This window comes from Microbacterium sp. NPDC012755 (genome assembly GCF_042901325.1).
Lineage (GTDB): Bacteria > Actinomycetota > Actinomycetes > Actinomycetales > Microbacteriaceae > Microbacterium > Microbacterium natoriense.
Genome location: NZ_JBIBCT010000001.1, coordinates 2,923,445 through 2,941,082 on the forward strand (window position 1 = coordinate 2,923,445; position 17,638 = coordinate 2,941,082).

The 17,638-nt window shown below is 68.9% G+C and carries 20 protein-coding genes; 14 read left to right on the plus strand and 6 right to left on the minus strand.

From position 1 onward, the window contains the following. The first annotated feature begins 125 nt into the window (after nt 1-125). The 6 genes from leuC to ACFY5A_RS13630 all read left to right on the plus strand — a co-directional run bounded on the left by leuC (nt 126) and on the right by ACFY5A_RS13630 (nt 6,474). Nucleotides 126-1,571, plus strand: a complete 1,446-nt coding sequence (gene leuC, locus ACFY5A_RS13605; protein ID WP_105673319.1) for a 3-isopropylmalate dehydratase large subunit — start codon at nt 126-128, stop codon at nt 1,569-1,571. Nucleotides 1,572-1,573: 2 nt separating this feature from the next. Then, nucleotides 1,574-2,170, plus strand: coding sequence for a 3-isopropylmalate dehydratase small subunit (leuD, locus tag ACFY5A_RS13610; protein ID WP_341942273.1), 597 nt, complete (start codon nt 1,574-1,576; stop codon nt 2,168-2,170). Nucleotides 2,171-2,237: 67 nt separating this feature from the next. After that, nucleotides 2,238-3,605, plus strand: a complete 1,368-nt coding sequence (gene murA / locus ACFY5A_RS13615; protein ID WP_341942272.1) for a UDP-N-acetylglucosamine 1-carboxyvinyltransferase — start codon at nt 2,238-2,240, stop codon at nt 3,603-3,605. A gap of 5 nt (nt 3,606-3,610) precedes the next feature. Continuing rightward, nucleotides 3,611-4,363: a lysophospholipid acyltransferase family protein gene (locus ACFY5A_RS13620; RefSeq protein WP_341942271.1), complete on the plus strand. Its 753-nt coding sequence runs from the start codon at nt 3,611-3,613 to the stop codon at nt 4,361-4,363. After that, nucleotides 4,353-5,486 carry an NAD(P)H-dependent glycerol-3-phosphate dehydrogenase gene (locus tag ACFY5A_RS13625; RefSeq protein WP_105673323.1) on the plus strand — a complete coding sequence of 378 codons (1,134 nt, stop codon included), beginning with the start codon at nt 4,353-4,355 and terminating at the stop codon, nt 5,484-5,486. Before ACFY5A_RS13620 ends, ACFY5A_RS13625 begins: the two co-directional genes overlap by 11 nt. Continuing rightward, entirely contained in the window at nt 5,392-6,474 is a 1,083-nt protein-coding gene (locus tag ACFY5A_RS13630) for a D-alanine--D-alanine ligase family protein (RefSeq protein ID WP_387234771.1), read from the plus strand. Before ACFY5A_RS13625 ends, ACFY5A_RS13630 begins: the two co-directional genes overlap by 95 nt. 10 nt (nt 6,475-6,484) lie before the next feature. On the opposite strand, the gene ACFY5A_RS13635 is transcribed toward ACFY5A_RS13630, so the two are convergent. After that, complete coding sequence (locus tag ACFY5A_RS13635) at nt 6,485-6,703, minus strand: PLDc N-terminal domain-containing protein (RefSeq protein WP_341942269.1); 219 nt, start codon at nt 6,701-6,703, stop codon at nt 6,485-6,487. After that, nucleotides 6,703-7,176, minus strand: coding sequence for a DUF3515 family protein (locus ACFY5A_RS13640; protein ID WP_341942268.1), 474 nt, complete (start codon nt 7,174-7,176; stop codon nt 6,703-6,705). Before ACFY5A_RS13640 ends, ACFY5A_RS13635 begins: the two co-directional genes overlap by 1 nt. Before the next feature lie 23 nt (nt 7,177-7,199). Here ACFY5A_RS13640 and thiL point away from each other — a divergent pair, with 23 nt between their 5' ends. Further along, on the plus strand, nt 7,200-8,195 hold the full coding sequence (thiL, locus tag ACFY5A_RS13645; RefSeq protein ID WP_387234774.1) for a thiamine-phosphate kinase: 996 nt from the start codon (nt 7,200-7,202) through the stop codon (nt 8,193-8,195). Here thiL and rsmD read toward each other — a convergent pair. Then, entirely contained in the window at nt 8,165-8,758 is a 594-nt protein-coding gene (gene rsmD, locus ACFY5A_RS13650; protein ID WP_387234777.1) for a 16S rRNA (guanine(966)-N(2))-methyltransferase RsmD, read from the minus strand. The two genes, thiL and rsmD, sit on opposite strands and share 31 nt — an antisense overlap. Nucleotides 8,759-8,845: 87 nt before the next feature. On the opposite strand from rsmD, the gene ACFY5A_RS13655 reads away from it, so the two are divergent. The 7 genes from ACFY5A_RS13655 to ACFY5A_RS13685 all read left to right on the plus strand — a co-directional run bounded on the left by ACFY5A_RS13655 (nt 8,846) and on the right by ACFY5A_RS13685 (nt 14,515). Next, nucleotides 8,846-11,014, plus strand: coding sequence for an ATP-dependent DNA helicase RecG (locus ACFY5A_RS13655; RefSeq protein WP_387234780.1), 2,169 nt, complete (start codon nt 8,846-8,848; stop codon nt 11,012-11,014). A 51-nt stretch (nt 11,015-11,065) separates the two neighbouring features. Beyond that, nucleotides 11,066-11,563 carry a pantetheine-phosphate adenylyltransferase gene (coaD, locus tag ACFY5A_RS13660; protein ID WP_105673330.1) on the plus strand — a complete coding sequence of 166 codons (498 nt, stop codon included), beginning with the start codon at nt 11,066-11,068 and terminating at the stop codon, nt 11,561-11,563. Between the two features lie 105 nt (nt 11,564-11,668). Further along, nucleotides 11,669-12,163, plus strand: coding sequence for a DUF177 domain-containing protein (locus ACFY5A_RS13665; RefSeq protein ID WP_374197887.1), 495 nt, complete (start codon nt 11,669-11,671; stop codon nt 12,161-12,163). A gap of 2 nt (nt 12,164-12,165) precedes the next feature. Continuing rightward, the gene (rpmF, locus tag ACFY5A_RS13670) at nt 12,166-12,375 is read left to right on the plus strand and encodes a 50S ribosomal protein L32 (protein WP_013586329.1); all 210 of its coding nucleotides are present in this window, start codon (nt 12,166-12,168) and stop codon (nt 12,373-12,375) included. Between the two features lie 16 nt (nt 12,376-12,391). Then, entirely contained in the window at nt 12,392-13,084 is a 693-nt protein-coding gene (rnc, locus tag ACFY5A_RS13675; protein ID WP_105673331.1) for a ribonuclease III, read from the plus strand. Next, a complete protein-coding gene (gene mutM / locus ACFY5A_RS13680) occupies nt 13,077-13,940 on the plus strand; it encodes a bifunctional DNA-formamidopyrimidine glycosylase/DNA-(apurinic or apyrimidinic site) lyase (protein WP_387234783.1) in 864 nt (287 codons plus the stop codon). Before rnc ends, mutM begins: the two co-directional genes overlap by 8 nt. A gap of 53 nt (nt 13,941-13,993) precedes the next feature. Then, a complete protein-coding gene (locus ACFY5A_RS13685; protein ID WP_387234786.1) occupies nt 13,994-14,515 on the plus strand; it encodes a hypothetical protein in 522 nt (173 codons plus the stop codon). A 51-nt stretch (nt 14,516-14,566) separates the two neighbouring features. Here the strand turns inward: ACFY5A_RS13685 and ACFY5A_RS13690 are convergent, their stop codons facing one another. The 3 genes from ACFY5A_RS13690 to ACFY5A_RS13700 are packed head-to-tail and all read right to left on the minus strand — an operon-like array spanning nt 14,567 to nt 17,560. Beyond that, complete coding sequence (locus ACFY5A_RS13690; protein WP_387234789.1) at nt 14,567-15,505, minus strand: Dyp-type peroxidase; 939 nt, start codon at nt 15,503-15,505, stop codon at nt 14,567-14,569. 40 nt (nt 15,506-15,545) lie between these two features. Further along, the gene (locus ACFY5A_RS13695; protein WP_387234792.1) at nt 15,546-16,868 is read right to left on the minus strand and encodes an FtsX-like permease family protein; all 1,323 of its coding nucleotides are present in this window, start codon (nt 16,866-16,868) and stop codon (nt 15,546-15,548) included. Next, nucleotides 16,865-17,560, minus strand: coding sequence for an ABC transporter ATP-binding protein (locus ACFY5A_RS13700; RefSeq protein WP_387234795.1), 696 nt, complete (start codon nt 17,558-17,560; stop codon nt 16,865-16,867). Before ACFY5A_RS13700 ends, ACFY5A_RS13695 begins: the two co-directional genes overlap by 4 nt. Nucleotides 17,561-17,638: the final 78 nt, after the last annotated feature.

Below are 17,638 nucleotides of genomic sequence, written 5' to 3' on the forward strand. Positions count from 1 at the left end.
CCGGTGGTAATCTGACGTCATGCGGATCGTGCTCCTTCTTAGCGGCCGCGACGAGACCTCGTTCTGAGCCCCTCCTCGTCGCGGAGTCCACTGTGGGCCGAACCGCCAGCTTCAGGAGACATTCGATGAACACCCCCGCAGCAGCATCCGCTTCCGCACGCACCCTGGCCGAGAAGGTCTGGGACGATCACCTCGTCGTCAAGGGCGAGAACGGCGAACCGGACCTCATCTACATCGATCTGCACCTCGTCCACGAGGTGACGAGCCCGCAGGCCTTCGACGGTCTCCGCAGCGAGGGGCGCCCGCTGCGGCGGCTCGACCTCACGATCGCCACGGAGGACCACAACACGCCAACGTGGGAGATCGACAAGCCGATCGCCGACCTCACCAGCCGCACCCAGATCGACACCCTCCGCCGCAACGCCGCGGAGTTCGGTGTCCGCCTGCACTCTCTCGGCGACGCTGAGCAGGGCATCGTCCACGTCGTCGGCCCCCAGCTGGGACTGACCATGCCGGGCATCACGGTCGTCTGCGGCGACTCGCACACCTCCACCCACGGCGCGTTCGGCGCGATGGCGTTCGGCATCGGCACGAGCGAGGTCGAGCACGTCATGGCGACGCAGACGCTCCCGCTCAAGCCCTTCAAGACCATGGCGATCAACGTCGAGGGCACTCTGCGACCCGGCGTCACGGCCAAGGACATCATCCTCGCGGTCATCGCGAAGATCGGCACCGGCGGAGGTCAGGGGTACGTCCTCGAGTTCCGCGGAAGCGCCATCCGCGCGCTCTCGATGGAGGGCCGCATGACGATCTGCAACATGTCGATCGAGGCGGGAGCCCGCGCGGGCATGGTCGCCCCCGACGAGACGACCTTCGCGTACGTGAAGGACAAGCCGCACGCTCCGAAGGGTCAGGACTGGGAGGACGCCGTCGCCTACTGGCGCACGCTTCCCACCGATGAGGGTGCGGTCTTCGACGCTGAGGTGTTCATCGACGCCGACGCGCTGGAGCCGTTCGTCACGTGGGGCACCAACCCCGGTCAGGGCAGCTCCCTGTCGGCATCCGTCCCGAACCCGGCCGACATCGCCGACCCGAACGAGCGCGCCGCCGCCGAGCGCGCGCTCGAGTACATGGACCTGACTCCGGGCACCCCGCTCAAGGAGGTGCCCGTGGATGCCGTGTTCATGGGCTCGTGCACCAACAGCCGCATCGAGGATCTGCGGGCCTTCGCGTCCATCATCGAGGGCAAGAAGAAGGCAGACGGGGTCCGCGTGATGGTGGTCCCCGGGTCTGCGCGCGTGCGCCTCGAAGCCGAGGCCGAGGGCCTGGACCGGATCATCACGGACTTCGGTGCGGAGTGGCGTTTCGCCGGCTGCTCGATGTGCCTCGGCATGAACCCCGATCAGCTCGCTCCGGGGGAGCGCTGCGCCTCGACGTCCAACCGCAACTTCGAGGGCCGTCAGGGCAAGGGCGGGCGCACTCATCTGGTCTCGCCGCTGGTCGCCGCGGCGACCGCCATCCGCGGAACCCTGTCCAGCCCGAGCGATCTGAACGAGACGGCGGAGGTCTGATCATGGAGAAGTTCACCACCCACACCGGCATCGCGGCGCCGCTGAAGCGCTCGAACGTCGACACCGACCAGATCATCCCCGCGGTGTTCCTGAAGCGCGTCACCAAGACCGGCTTCGACGACGCCCTCTTCCACGCCTGGCGTCAGGACCCCGACTTCGTGTTGAACCAGGAGCCGTTCCAGGGCGCATCCGTGCTCGTCGCCGGGCCCGACTTCGGCACCGGGTCCAGCCGCGAGCACGCCGTCTGGGCGCTGCGCGACTTCGGCTTCTCGGTCGTGCTCAGCCCGCGATTCGCCGACATCTTCCGGGGGAACTCGGGCAAGCAGGGCCTGCTCGCAGCCACGATCTCCGAAGAGGATCTGGAGAGCATCTGGGCCGAGATCGACCGGAATCCCGGGGCGCGGATCACCGTGAACCTCGAGGAGCGCACCGCGTCGATCGGCGGGATCCAGGCCGACATCGGGATCGACGATTACACTAGATGGCGGCTCCTCGAAGGGCTCGATGACATCGGGCTCACGCTGCGCAACGAAGACAAGATCGCGCAGTTCGAGGCCCGACGCGAGTCGTGGCGGCCTCGAACCCTCCCCGTTCAGTGACACGGAAGGGGCGGGCGAGCCAGGGGCAAACCCGCCCCCGAAACAGTGGATTGAAGTGAGGCTCCGAATGACGACACCCGTGCGCGATGCTCTTCCGGACGGAGTTCCCGCTCTCACCGGAGACGTCCTCGCCATTCGCGGAGGGCGCCCGCTGCGCGGCCGCGTCGACGTCAAGGGGGCGAAGAACCTCGCCACCAAGGCGATGGTCGCGACCCTCCTCGGCGAGACAGCGAGCACGCTCCGGGATGTGCCTGATCTGAGCGACGTCGCCGTGGTGCGCTCGCTGCTCGAGGTGCACGGCGTCCAGGTCAAGCCGGGCGACGAGCCGGGCTCCCTGGTCTTCGACCCGGTCGGTGTCGAGTCCGCGCACATGGAGGAGATCGACGCCCACGCCGGTGCGTCGCGCATTCCGATCCTGTTCTGCGGCCCGCTTCTGCACCGCCTCGGGCAGGCGTTCATCCCCGATCTCGGCGGCTGCCGCATCGGCGACCGTCCGATCGACTTCCACCTGGACGCGCTGCGCAAGTTCGGCGCCATCGTCGAGAAGCTGCCCAGCGGCATCCGACTGTCCACCGGCGGCGCCCGACTGCACGGGGCCAACATCCACCTCCCGTACCCGAGCGTCGGGGCGACCGAGCAGGTCCTGCTCACCGCCGTCCGCGCCGAGGGCACGACGGAGCTGCGCAACGCGGCCATCGAGCCGGAGATCATGGATCTCATCGCCGTCTTGCAGAAGATGGGCGCGATCATCTCCTACGAGCCCAACCGCGTCATCGTGATCGAGGGCGTGGAGACGCTGCGCGGCTACGACCACCGTTCCATCTTCGACCGCAACGAGGCCGCATCCTGGGCTTCCGCCGCCCTCGCCACCGACGGGGAGATCTTCGTCGGAGGCGCCAAGCAGCAGGAGATGCTCACCTTCCTCAACGTGTTCCGCAAGGCGGGTGGCTGGTTCGACATCCAGGAGGACGGCATCCTCTTCCGCCGCGACGGCGAGCTCAAGCCCGTCGTCGTGGAGACCGACGTGCACCCCGGCTTCATGACCGACTGGCAGCAGCCGCTGGTCGTGGCGCTCACGCAGGCCCACGGACGCTCTGTCGTGCACGAGACGGTCTACGAGAACCGCATGGGCTTCACTGACGCGCTCGTCAAGATGGGCGCCGACATCGTCGTGCATCCGCGTGGCCTCCAGGACGGTCCGCGTCGGGTGCCCCGTCGCGACCTCGAGCAGGCTGCGGTGATCACCGGGCCCACGCCGCTGCACGGCGCCGACATCGTGGTTCCCGACCTTCGCGGCGGCTACAGCCACGTGATCGCCGCGCTCACGGCGACCGGCGAGTCGAAGGTCTCCGGCGTCGACATCCTCAGCCGCGGCTACGAGAAGTTCCTGGCGAAGCTCGACGCCCTCGGGGCCGACTTCGACGTCATCCGGTGACCGGAATGGGTGCCAGGTCGGAGACCCGGCGACCGAGCCTGTTCTGGCCGCTCGCGGTGATCGTGGTCCCGCTGATCTCGCTGCTCGCGAAGATCCGGGTCACGGGCAAGGAGAAGCTGCCCGCTCAGGGCGCCTTCGTGCTCGCGCCCAACCACTATTCGGAGTTCGATCCGCTGATCGTCGCCGTCGCCGTGTGGCGGCTGGGACGTGCTCCGCGGTTCATGGCGAAGGACAGCCTGTTCAAGATCCCGGTCCTGGGGTGGCTGCTCCGCCGCACCGGGATGATCCCGGTCGCACGCTCCTCGTCGGCGACGGCCGCGAAGCAGACCATGAAGCAGTCCGAGGAGCTCGTCGAGCACGGGCGGGGCGTCATCGTCTATCCGGAGGGCACGCTGACCCGCGACCCCGACCTGTGGCCGATGCGGGGGAAGTCCGGCGCGGTGCGTCTGGCACTCGCCGACGACATCCCGCTCATCCCGATGGCGCAGTGGGGCACGCAGGCGATCATGGGCCGCTACCAGAAGGGGCTGAGCCTGTGGCCTCTGCGCAAGCCGGTGAACATCGTCATCGGCGACCCCGTGGACCTCTCGGACCTCCGCGGGCGTGCGGGGGAGCAGTCCGCGCTCACCGAGGCCACCAACCGTCTGATGAACGCCATCACTGCGCTGTTGGAAGACCTCCGCGACGAGAAGGCTCCCGCGGAGCGCTGGAACCCGGCGTCGCACGGTCAGAAGGAGACGGGTCGCCTTGACTCCTAAGAGAACCCCGCAGGCGGGGCCGAAGGTCGCCGTCGTCGGCGCCGGAAGCTGGGGGACGACCTTCGGCAAGATCCTCGCCGACGGCGGAGCCCAGGTGACGATGTGGGCGCGTCGCGCCGAGCTGGCCCACGAGATCGACGAGGCGAAGCGGAACTCCCGCTACCTTCCGGGCATCAACCTGCCCCGCACGATGGCGGCGACGCATGAGCTCGCGATCGCGATGCGCGACGTCGAGCAGGTGTACCTGTCGGTGCCCAGCCAGTCACTCCGCGAGAACCTCAAGGCGCTGCGCCCTCTTCTCGCCGACAGCGACGTGAAGATCGTCAGCCTGATGAAGGGCGTGGAGCGCTCGACGGGTCTGCGCATGAGCCAGGTCATCGAGCAGGAGCTCCGCTGCGACCCGGAGCGGATCGCGGTGGCCTCGGGGCCCAACCTCGCGCTCGAGATCGCGCGTGAGCAGCCCACCGCGGCCGTGATCTCCTCGCGGAGCCTGGAGACGGCGGAGACGATCGCCAGGGCGGCGCGCAACAGCTACTTCCGCACCTTCGTGAACACGGATGTCATCGGCACCGAGTTCGGCGGCGTGCTGAAGAACCTCATCGCCGTCGCGATCGGCATCGTCGACGGCGTCGGGTACGGTGAGAACACCAAGGCGTCGATCATCACCCGCGGACTCGTGGAGATGACCGACTTCGCGGTCGCCAACGGCGCGCACCCGGAGACTCTGCAGGGCCTCGCAGGCCTGGGCGATCTGATCGCCACGTGTCAGTCTCCGCTGAGCCGCAACAACACGGCCGGGCGCCTGCTCGGCCAGGGGTACAGCTTCCAGGACGTCGTGAAGCAGATGCAGCAGACCGCCGAGGGACTCGCGTCCGTCGCTCCGGTGCTGCAGCTGGCACGCGAGTCGGAGGTCGACATGCCCATCGTCGAACAGGTGAAGATGGTGCTGGACGGGAAGATGGATCCCCGTGACATCGCACCGCACCTGACGACGGACGACGACACCCCGCAGGGGGAGAGGACCAATCTTGGACAAGCAGACGGTGGTGGTGCTCTTCGGAGGGCGCTCCAGCGAGCATTCGATCAGTTCCGCAACGGCGGGCGGGGTTCTGGGCGCGATTGATCGCGACCGCTACGCCGTGATCCCCGTGGGGATCACCCGCGAGGGGGCGTTCGTGCTCGAGGAGGACGACCCGGCGAAGTTCCCGCTGGATGCCGCGCACCTTCCCGAGGTCGTGGACAACGGCACCCGGGTGCTGTGGCCGGAGCCCGGCGGAGACCGCACCCTGCGCGTCGTGCAGCCCGACGGCTCGATCGACGGGCTCGGCGAGATCGACGTCGTCCTGCCCATCCTCCACGGACCGCACGGCGAGGACGGCACCATCCAGGGTTACTTCGACACGCTCGAGGTCCCGTATGCCGGTGGCGGCGTGCTCGATTCCGCGCTGTGCATGGACAAGCACTTCATGAAGATCGCGCTGCAGGCCGCAGGCATCGCCGTGGCGCCCTGGGTCACGGTGCGCGCCCGCGAATGGGCCACGGATGCCGCAGGCGTGCGCACCTCGGCTGAGGTGCTGGGGCTGCCGCTCTTCGTCAAGCCCGCCCGTGCGGGGTCCAGCGTCGGCGTGTCCAAGGTCGACGACCTCGCCGAGCTGGATGCGGCTCTGGCCATCGCGTTCGCTGAGGATGACAAGGTGCTCATCGAGACCGGAGTGTCCGGCCGCGAGATCGAGGTCGCCGTTCTCGAGGGCGCGGAGGGCGTCCGGGCGTCGCTGCCGGGGGAGATCGTCCTGACCTCGCGCGGCTTCTACGACTTCGAGGGCAAGTACCTCGGCGGAGACGGCGTCGACGTGGTGTGCCCGGCGGAGCTCACGGATGCCGAGGTCTCGGCGATCCAGGAGGCCGGTGTCCGCGCGTTCGAGGCCGTCGACGGTCGTGGTCTGGCTCGCGTCGACATGTTCCTGACGCCCGCGGGCGAGCTGGTCGTCAACGAGCTGAACACGATGCCCGGCTTCACGCCGATCTCGATGTTCCCGAAGTGCTGGGTCGCCTCAGGGCTGAGCTACGGCGATCTGATCTCCGAGCTGATCGAGGCCGGCCTGCGCCGCTGAGCGTCCCCCGCTACGGGCGTGCGGCGACGGCCGTGCGTCCGTAGCAGAACCATGCGGCAGGCCCCAGCACGGGCGCCAGCACGACGATCAGGAGCCAGACCAGGAACGTCACCCCGGTCGCGTTCCGATCGCGCACCATCGAGACGAACGCGCACAGCGTGAACAGCATCGCCGCGACGGCCAGCACGCTCATGGCGACGTCGTACTCCGTGGGGATCAGGGGATTCATCAGCCCTCCCGAGCCGTGCACTTCGCCGTCGCGGGCTGGAGACCGGCCTGGATGCTCGTGGAGAGCTTGTCCACGATCGTGCGGAAGTCCACCTCGGTGCCCCGGCGGATGCTCAGTTCGATCGCGGGGTCGCGGCCGAACGTGACGAGTCGCTGGCGGTCCTCCTCCTGGTCGAGCACGAGCCAGTCGACGCCGCTGAAGGTCTGGCAGACCAGCGCAGAGGGAGCAGGCACGGCGACGCCGCAGCGGAGCACCACCGTCGGGTCGTCTCCCCAGGCTCCGGTGGCCTGGGCATCCGTCCACACCCTGTCGAGCTCTCCGAGCGCCGACGGCAGGAGAACCGACACATCGGCGCAGGCGGGATTGTTCGCGTCCTTGGCCGCTTCGAGGTGGATCGTCGTCGAGCATCCGGAGAGTGCGGCGAGCAGAGTCACTGCACCCGCGGCGACGGCGAGACGGCGAGAGAGGCGCATGCTTCCAGGCTACCTTTGACTTCATGCCCTCCCGACCCGATGCCGACGATCCGCACCTCGGAGAGCTGTCCGAGGGAGAGATCCTGCGGGCCATCCTCGCCAGGACCGCTCCCGCCTCGCACACGATCATCGGGCCCGGCGACGACGCCGCCGTGATCGCTGCGCCGTCGGGAACCGTCGTCGCGACGACGGACACGCTCGTGCACGGTCCGGACTTCCGTCTCGCCTGGTCGAGCGGCTACGACCTCGGCTGGAAGTCGGCCGCTGTCAACCTCGCCGACGTCGCGGCCATGGGGGCGCGCCCGACCGCGCTGCTGGTGGCTCTCGCCGTGCCCCGCGACCTCCGGCTGTCCTTCGTGGAGAGTCTGGCCGACGGCTTCCGAGACGCTTGCGCAGCCCTCGCTCCAGGGTGCTCGGTCGTGGGCGGCGACCTGACCGTGTCCGACGTGCTCACGGTCGCGGTGACGGCACTCGGAGACCTCGAGGGTCGAGCTGCCGTGACGCGGGCAGGGGCTCGGCCCGGTGACGTCGTGGCGGTTGCGGGAGAGCTGGGAGCAGCGGCCCGCGGACTCGCCGTGCTGTTCGGCCGCTTCCGAGACGGCGAGACGCCTGTCCCGGTCGACCCCACGCGGCTCGCCGAGGGGGAGCGTGCGGCGCTCGACGCCCAGCTGCGCCCGTCTCCGCCGATCGGACTCGGTCCGTTCGCCGCCGTCGCCGGGGCGACGGCGATGATGGACATCTCCGACGGCCTCGCGCTGGACGCGCGGCGCCTGGCGGCGGCATCCGGTGTGACGATCGCCCTGGACGGCGCCCGCCTCGGGGCGGACCCGACGAGGGCGCTGGCGGGCGGCGAGGACCACGCCCTGCTCGCGACCTTCCCCGCCGATTCCGTTCCGGCCGGTTTCCGCACGATCGGCGTCGTGCGCACGGCCGGCGCCGAGTCGCTCCTCTGCGATGAGGCACTCGTCGACATCAGCGGCTGGGATCCCTATCGGGACTGGGACTCCGCGGCGGGCTGATCGTCGGCGGGCTCGGCCCACCAGAGCGTCGTGTCGCCGTAGTTCTTCTCCCGGAACAGGGAGAGTCCGGCGCCGTCGAAGTCGGGTGCGGCCGACCGCTTCGCGCGTTCGACGATGACCAGCGCGTCGGGGGAGAGGAGCGGGGCGAGCGCGAGGAGGTCTGCGTTCATCGCCGCGTCCTCGATGTCGTAGGGCGGGTCGGAGAAGACCAGGTCGTAGGGTCCTGTGGCGCGCAGGAGGAACTGATGCACCGCGCTCTCGTGCACGCGGGCCTTCTCGAGACCTCCGGCCTTCGCCGTGGTCGCGGCGTTGCGTCGCACGATCGCGGCGGCCGGGCGCCCCCGCTCGACCAGGTCGACGCTCAGGGCCCCTCGACTCAGCGCCTCGAGGCCCAGCGCACCGGAGCCGGCGTACAGATCGAGGACACGCGCACCCGCGATCGCCTCCGCGGATTCGAGCGCACCGAAGAGCGACTCCCGCACCCGGTCGCTGGTCGGGCGGGTGCCCGAGCTCGGCACGTCGAGGCGCGCTCCTCTGGCCTTGCCGGCGATGATCCTCGTCACCTGTTCACGATACGACAGAGGTGACGGAGGGATGGCCAGGGCCGGTCACCGGTTTCGGTGTCCGTCGGCGTCGATAGAGTCGTTGTCATGCCGCTCACTCTCGACTCGTCGCTGGACGAGGCGCTCGGGCCGACGCCCGCGAAGACGCTGAACCGCGCCTTCGGGATGCAGAGCGTCGGCGACCTGCTGTCGCACTACCCACGTCGCTACGCCGACCCAGGCGAGCTCACGCCCATCCGCGAGCTGCCGCTCGGGGAGACCGTCACGATCGTCGCCGAGGTCCTCTCGTCCAGCGCGCGGGCCATGCGCAACCGCAAGGGCGCCATGGTCGATGTGGTGATCGGCGACGGCATCGGCAAGATGTCCCTGACCTTCTTCGCGAAGAACCTCGGTGCGGCGAAGTGGCGTTCCGAGGAGCTCGCGGTCGGGAGACGCGGGGTCTTCTCCGGCAAGGTGGGGGAGTTCAACGGCGTCACGCAGTTCGCCCATCCGGAGTACGAGCTGTTCGACGACGAGGATGCGGCGCGTCGACGCGCCGACGCGCGAGCCGCCGTCCTCATCCCGATCTATCCCGCGACCGCGAGCCTGCAGACCTGGCAGATCGCGAAGTTCGTGGTCAGAGTCCTCGACGATCTCGGCGATGTCCCGGAGCCGCTGCCCGACGCCGTCCGCCGTCGAGAGGAGCTGCTCACCGCGAGAGAGGCTCTCGACCAGATCCATCGCCCGAAGACCCGGAACGACATCGATCCTGCGGTGCGGACGCTGCGCATGCACGAGGCGCTGACCCTTCAGACGGCACTGCTGCAGCAGCGCGATGCGGTGCGCGCGCTCGCGGCGACGACGCGCCCCGCACGGCCCGGTGGGCTTCTCGAACGATTCGACGCGGCGCTCCCGTACACCCTCACCCCGGACCAGCAGACGGTCGGCGAGCAGGTCGCGGAAGACCTCGTCGGCGCGTGGCCCATGAACCGCCTCGTGCAGGGCGAGGTCGGCTCGGGCAAGACGCTGGTCGCGCTCAGGGCGATGCTGCAGGTGGCGGAGTCCGGAGGCCAGGCGGCGCTGATCGCTCCGACGGAGGTTCTTGCAGGCCAGCATCTGCGGTCGATCGCGAAGATGCTCGGCCCCGAACTCGCGCCGCTCGTGATGCCGACGCTCCTCACCGGTCAGATGCCGGCCGCCGACCGGCGCAAGGCGGCGCTTCGCGTGGCATCGGGTCAGGCGCTCATCGTCGTGGGAACCCATGCGCTGCTCGGTGAGAAGACGACATTCGCCGATCTCGGCCTCGTCGTCGTCGACGAGCAGCATCGCTTCGGAGTCGAGCAGCGCGAGGTTCTGCGAGCGAAGGGATCGAGTCCGCACGCCCTCGTGCTGACGGCAACGCCGATCCCGCGGACCGTCGCCATGACGGTCTTCGGCGATCTCGACACATCCGTCATCCGGACGATGCCGGCCGGACGAGCGGGCATCCAATCGTTCGTGGCGCCCCTCGCAGAGCATCCGGGGTGGTTCAACCGCGTGTGGGAGCGCGCGTCCGAGGAGATCGCCCAGGGGCGGCAGGTGTTCGCCGTGTGCGCGGCCATCGACACGACCAAGAAGACCGCCGAGGCCGGAGCGCTTCCCGCGGCCGAGGGCGCGAACGGGCCCCGTTGGGGCGTCGTGCAGCTCGATGAGGCCCTCGCCACGCATCCGACGCTGGGCGGCCTGCGACGTGCGGTGCTGCACGGGAAGATGCCCTCCGATGAGAAGGACGCCGTGATGCAGTCCTTCGCGAGAGGTGAGATCGACCTGCTCCTCGCGACCACGGTCATCGAGGTCGGCGTCGACGTGCCCAACGCCTCGACGATGATCGTGCTGGACGCCGATCGGTTCGGCGTCTCGCAGCTGCACCAGCTCCGGGGTCGCGTCGGGCGTGGCGGCGTCCCCGGGCTGTGCCTGCTGGTGACGGAGGCGGAATCCGGCTCTGTCGCACGCGAGAGGGTGGATGCCGTCGCCGCCACCCTCGACGGCTTCGCGCTGGCGGAGGTCGACCTCGAGCTCAGGGGGGAGGGCGATGTGCTCGGAGCGGCTCAGGCCGGCGTCCGCTCCTCGCTGAAGCTGCTGCGCGTGGTGAAGGACTCCGGCCTCATCGTGCGCGCGCGGGAACTCGCGGAGGCGATCCTCGAATCCGATCCCTCCCTCGACGCGCACCCCGGCCTGAGAGCGGCGATCGAGCGACGTGTGACTGACGAAGACCGTGCGGCGCTGGCGAAGAACTGACGTGCCTTAGGCTGGTGGCATGCGGTGCACTGAGCGATCGAAGGAGTCGAAGTGAGCAGCCGGATCGCCGTCGTCCCGGGTTCCTTCGATCCGCCGACCCTGGGTCACCTCGATGTGATCCGTCGTGCGGCGAAGCTGTACGACGAGCTGCACGTGCTCGTCGTGCACAATCCCGGCAAAGAGGCCATGCTGCCCATCGCCCAGCGCCTCGCGCTGCTGGAGCAGTCCATCGCCGAAGACGGCATGGGCGGCAACATCGTCATCGGCTCGTGGAGCATGGGCCTGCTCGTCGACTACGCGCGCGACGTGAACGCGGGGGTGCTCGTCAAGGGCATCCGATCGCAGATCGACGTCGCCTACGAATCACCCATGGCGATCGTGAACAGGCACCTGGCCGACATCGAGACCGTGTTCCTGCTGCCCGACCCCTCGCACGCGATGGTGTCCAGCTCGCTGGTCCGTCAGGTGGCGGGCCTCGGCGGAGATGTCACGCCCTTCGTGCCTCCGGCCGTCGCGGCCTTCCTCGACACCGGCGCACGCGGGATCTGAGTCGGCGATCACCCAGGTGAGAGCCGGTAACATGGCGGGGTGCGTCCCCGTCTGAATGGCCCCTTCATCCTCCCTGTCCGCGACATCGTCCGCCACCCGGGAGAGATGCGCGAGCACGCCTTCACCGTCCGTCTCGACGAGCAGTGGGGCGAGGGGATCGTCACCTATGCCGAGGGCTCTGAACTCGACCTCGATGTGCGTCTCGAGTCCGTCCACGAGGGCATTCTGGTGTCCGGAACGGCCGAAGGCGAGTACTCCGGAGTGTGCGGCCGATGCCTGATCGACATCGCACAGCCTGTCGAAGTCGAGTTCCAGGAGCTTTTCGCGTATCCTGGTCAGGAAGAAACTGACTTCGAGGTTCAAGACGACCACGTGGATCTTGAAACTCTGGTCAGGGATGCGGCCGTGTTGTCGCTTCCTTTTCAGCCGGTGTGTCAGCCGGATTGCCTGGGTCTCGACCCGAGAACGGGCGAGAGGCTGACCGTGAGCACCGGAACGGAGCAGGCCGCTCCCATCGATCCTCGATGGAGTGCGCTCCAGCAGATCACAGACCAAGACGGAACGGCAGAGAGCCGCGCCGCCGAGAAAGAAGAGAGCTAGTCATGGCTGGTAACCCCCCGAAGCGCAAGGTTTCCCGTTCGAACACCCGCTCGCGCCGTGCGCAGTGGAAGGCGGAGGCTCCTGCCCTCGTCAAGACGATCGAGAACGGCAAGGTCGTCTACAGCCGCCCCCACCAGGCGAAGGTCGTCACCGACTCGCAGGGCACCGAGCTCTTCCTCGAGTACAAGGGCCGCAAGGTCGCCGACGTCTGAGACGCTCATCACGTCGCTGACAGAGGCGCCCGACGGGGCACGGCCTCTTCCGGATAAGCTCCGCGTCGATATCGACGCGGAGCTTCTGGAGTTGGCCCTGACCCACCGTTCGTACGCGTACGAGCACGGCGGGATCCCTCACAACGAGCGCCTGGAGTTCCTCGGCGACTCGGTCCTCGGGCAGGCGGTGACCGTCATGCTCTTCACCACGAATCCCGACCTCGATGAGGGCGAGCTGGCGAAGCGCAGGGCGAGTGTCGTCTCGACCGTGGCACTGGCAGAGGTCGCCCGGGGCATCCGCCTCGGCGATCATCTCCTGCTGGGCCGCGGCGAGGAGCAGACCGGTGGACGCGACAAGGACTCGATCCTCGCCGACACGATGGAAGCCGTCATCGGTGCCACCTATCTGTCGGCTGGTCCCGATGCCGCCACGGAACTGGTGCTCCGGCTGACCAAGCCTCTCCTCGCCGACCCCGAACGGTACGGCGCGGCGATGGACCCGAAGACGAGCCTGCAGGAGCTCGCCGCGCGCGTCGGCGCAACGCCGCCGCAGTACTCGATCGAGGCCAGCGGGCCTGATCACGACCGTCGGTTCACCGCGACCGTCGTCGTCGGGGACGTCAGCATGACGGGCAACGGCACCAGCAAGAAGACCGCGGAGATGGCGGCGGCGCTCAACGCCTGGCGCGTGCTCGACGAGCGTGCCTGAGCTGCCAGAGGTCGAGGTGGTGCGAGCGGGTCTCGCTCCCGCCGCCATCGGCTCGCAGATCACCGCGATCAGCGTCTTCGACGAGCGCGCACTGACCCGGCATCCCGCCGGAGCAGCGGACTTCGTCGGACGCCTCGAAGGACGTACCTTCACCGGAGCCGAGCGGCGTGGCAAGTTCCTCTGGCTCCCGCTCGACACCGGCAGCGATGCTCTCATCGCGCACCTCGGCATGAGCGGACAGATGCTGCTCCGGGCGCCGGAGGCTCCGGCTGAGCGCCATGAGCGCATCCGCATCCATCTGGAGCATCCGACGCACGGCGAGCTGGCCGTCGTCTTCTCCGATCAGCGCACGTTCGGCTCGCTCGCGGTCGATCCGCTCGTCATCGACGGACGGACGTCGATCCCGTCCCAGGTCGTCCACATCGCTCGCGATCCGATCGATCCCGAGTTCGATGACGGTGCGTTCCGCGCGGCGCTCCGCACCCGCGGCAGCGCCGTCAAACGCGTGCTGCTCGATCAGGGCGTGATCAGCGGCGTCGGCAACATCTACGCGGACGAGTCGCTGTGGGCGTCGCGCATCCACCCCGAGACACCGGCGAACGCGCTGTCGACGCAGGCCGTTCGGCGACTCCTCGCCGAGGTGCGCTCGGTGCTCGCGAAGGCGCTGGCAGAGGGCGGCACCAGCTTCGATGCACAGTACGTGAACGTCAACGGACAGGCCGGGTACTTCGCGCACTCGCTCAACGCCTATGGGCAGCAGGGCACGCCGTGCCATCGATGCGGGACACCCATCGTGCGCGAGAGCTTCATGAACCGAGGATCGCACTTCTGCCCGAGGTGTCAGCGACGACGCTGAGCGGCAGGCTGACTGCGTAATGAGCGGTCCGGCGTCCGGTGTAGCTTGATGGCATGCCCGCCCCTCTCGACCGAGCCCTCCTCGATCACGATGACGCGCCGGCGCCCGACGTGTTCCTGATCGCACATGACGACTATCACGCACGGTACGTCGGCAGGACCGCGGACGGTCAGCAGTTCTTCATCACCACGCCCTTCACGAGTGCCGTGACGTCCGGAGCGAGCGCCGAGTTCGTCGCGCGGTACCTGTTCGACGGCGAGGGCGATCTCATGGACGCGCAGATCGTGGCACTCGGACCCCGGCCGGAGGACTCGGCGCTCCCGGGCAATCCTGCGGACTCCACGGAGGAGTCCGATGCCCTTGCCGCCCTCCTGGCGCAGCTCGGTCCCGTGACCTTCGACGACATCACGATCGCCCCGTTCAGCATCGTGGCGCACGGACACGTGTTCGGGATGGTCTTGAACGGCCCCGACGCCGACGATCCGGACGAGGAATGGTACTGGAACGTCACGGTCGAGCCGGGGGACTACATGGCGTTCTACGCCCCCTGGGATTCGGGCGAGTACGACACCTGAGATTCGATCAGCGTCGTTGGTCGCGGCTCAGGCCGGGCGACGATGGCGGAGTCAGCCGAGCGAGGCCAGGAACGTCGCAGAGGGCGCGAAGAACGTCGTCCCCGTGCGCGCGGTCGAGAAGTCGAGGATGCGGTCGTGCAGGCGCGGCGGGTCACCGATGAACATGCGCTCGATCATCTTCTCCGTGACCCAGAGACGTCGTGAGTAGCCGATGAAGTAGGTGCCGAACTCACCGGCGCCTGGCCGCCCGAACGGCATGTTGTCGCGGAGGATGTCGTGCTCGCCCGTCTCATCGACGATCGTGGCGAGCGACTTGTGCGCCTGCTGGGTGCCCGACGCCGCATCGTCGAGTTCGACGTTGTCGGCCTTGCGTCGCCCGATGATCGCCTCCTGCTGCTCAGTCGACAGACTCTGCCACGCACCGAGGTCGTGCAGGTACTTCTGCACCACGACGTAGCTGCCGCCGGCGAACGCCGAGTCCTCCGCCCCGACCAGGGTGGCCTCGGGCAGATCGGGACCGACCGGATTGGCCGTCCCGTCGACGAAGCCGAGCAGATCGCGCGCGTCGAAGTAGCGGAACCCCCACGTCTCGTCTTCGACGTGTGCGGCGTCGCCGAGCTGCTCCAGGATCAGCCGTTCGAGTTCGAAGCAGAGATCCTGCCTCTCGGAACGGATGTGGAACAGCAGATCCCCCGGAGTGGAAACCGCCGTATGCACCTGCCCCTGCACTTCGGGGAACGCGTGCAGTTCCGACGGCAGCGGGTGCGAGGTGAGCCGTTCCCACACCCGCGCGCCGATCCCGACGGTGCAGGAGAGTCGCGCGCCGAGGTCTCGGAAGCCGACGGTCTTCACGAGGTCCTCGATGCCGGAGACGACCTCCCGCGCGGCATCCGTCCCGGTGTCCGCGAGGGTGACCACCAGGAAGATCGCCGTCCTCGTCAGCGGCGCATCGACCTGCTGCGGGGCAATGGGCACACGGCGTTCCGACACTCTCGTCTCCTCACGGTCAGCGAGCAGACTAGCAGGCGACTCAGGCCGCCTGGAACGAGCGGGCGAGGAGCGGTCGCGTGGCCAGTGCACCCGCCCAGACCACCCCGATGCCGACCGCGACGACGAGCGCGATGGTGAGGAGCGACTCCGGGGCGATGATCATGGCGATCCCCAGAAGCGGGAACACGAGGAGCCCGGCGCAGAGCGCGGAACCGATGGACGTGATGAGCAGCGGCGACATGATCGCCCGCCGACGGGCTCGGTCGACCGTCGCCATGGGCACACCGAGATAGTGCAGGCTGCGGTGCAGCTCGCGCTCGTCGAGGATCGACGAGGCCTGGTTCACTCCGACGGATGCCGCGACCATGAGGAACGAGGCGACGAGCGTGATGATCAGTCCGGTGCGCATGTCGCGCGCGATCGCGATGTCTCCGCTCTCGGCGCCCGCGGAACTCATCACGTTCATGAGCGAGACTCCGGTTCCGGCGAACACGGCCATGAAGCTCGCCATCGCGATGCCGCTCACCTGGCGCCATGCGGACTTGGGGGAGTCGAGCACGATCCGTGCGGCGAGCAGTCTCTCGGGCACCTCGGCTCGGCGCAGCTGACGGGACGCCGACACCTTGAGCACCCACGGTCCGACGAGGTTGAGGACCGCGAGAGCGGCGCCGAAGAGAGCGGCGAGCACGACGATGGTCGTCACGAGACCGGCGATCTGCGGAACGAGCTTGATGAGGAGGAAGGCGATCGCGATCACGGAGGCGCCGAGCACGAAGCGGATCCAGTGCACACCGGATGCCGTGGCCCGCATCCGCACTCCCAGCGGCGAGATCACGACTCGACGCAGGCCGATCGCAGCGCTGGCGGCCGCGACGAGCAGCACCCCGGCGATGACGGCGAGGACGTGCAGGGGCGGGAGCAGGACCGCGCCGAGCCCGAGCGCCTGACCCCGGAACGGGATCAGGGCGATGAGCGGACTGATGGCGAGATGACCGAGCACCCCGACGAGTGCACCGGTACCGGCCAGGAGCACGGACTCGAACACCGTGGCGACCCCGACGCCGAGCGGGGTGACGCCCAGCAGACGCAGAGTCGACAGGCGCTCGTCGCGGCGTCGAGCCGACAGCCGCGCGGCGGCGCCGCCCAGACTCATGAGGGGGACGATGAGGAGCGCGAGGGCGATCGCCGCGAGCGCTTGGTAGAGGGGCGCGAACTCGTCGGTCCAGGACCAGAACGACTGAGCGCCGCCGACGACCGTGAGCACGAGCGCCGTCACCACGCCGAACGCGACGACGGGGAGCATCAGCACTCCCGCCTGCCCGGGGGATGGGCGCAGCAGCAGCGCGAGGACGCGGGGGTTCATGCCGACACCGCCGACGAGACGATCAGGCCGTCGCGGACCGCGATCGTCCGTGAGCAGCGGGAGGCGACCTCCGCATCGTGGGTGACGACGACGAGCGTGCGGCCCTGACCGGTGGTCGACCACAGCAGCGCGTCCATGACCTCGTGCGAGGTGCGCGAATCGAGGGCGCCCGTCGGTTCGTCGGCGAACACGAGTTCGGCGCCGGTCGCCTGGGCGCGCGCGATGGCCACGCGCTGCGCCTGACCTCCGGACAGCTCGCCGATGCGCCGGTCTTCCATGCCTGCGAGTCCGAGCGCAGACAGCCAGGATGCCGCATGCTGCACGGCATCCGCTCGCTTGGTCCCGTTGATCATGGAGGCGAGTGCGACGTTCTCGACGGCGGTGAGTTCGGGGATGAGGAGACCCTGCTGGAAGACGAAGCCGAGACGCTCTCTCCGCAGGCGCGAGCGCGCGGACTCGCCGAGTCCGGTGAGAAGGATGGGGTCGCCGGCAGCGGGTCGGAAGGTCACCGAGCCGCTGTCGGGGGTGACGATCCCCGCGAGCACGTGCAGGAGGGTCGTCTTGCCCGACCCCGACGCGCCCATGATCGCGACGGACTCGCCGCGGTTGATCGCCAGGTCCATCCCGGCGAGGGCACGGGTCGTGCCGTAGGTCTTGGTGAGGGCGTGAGCTTCGAGGACGGAGGAGTTCATGCTTCCCAGCCTCTCGTCACGCCCTCACCGCCGTCATCGGCCAGAGGAGTGATCCGGCTACATCGGACGGATGATGTC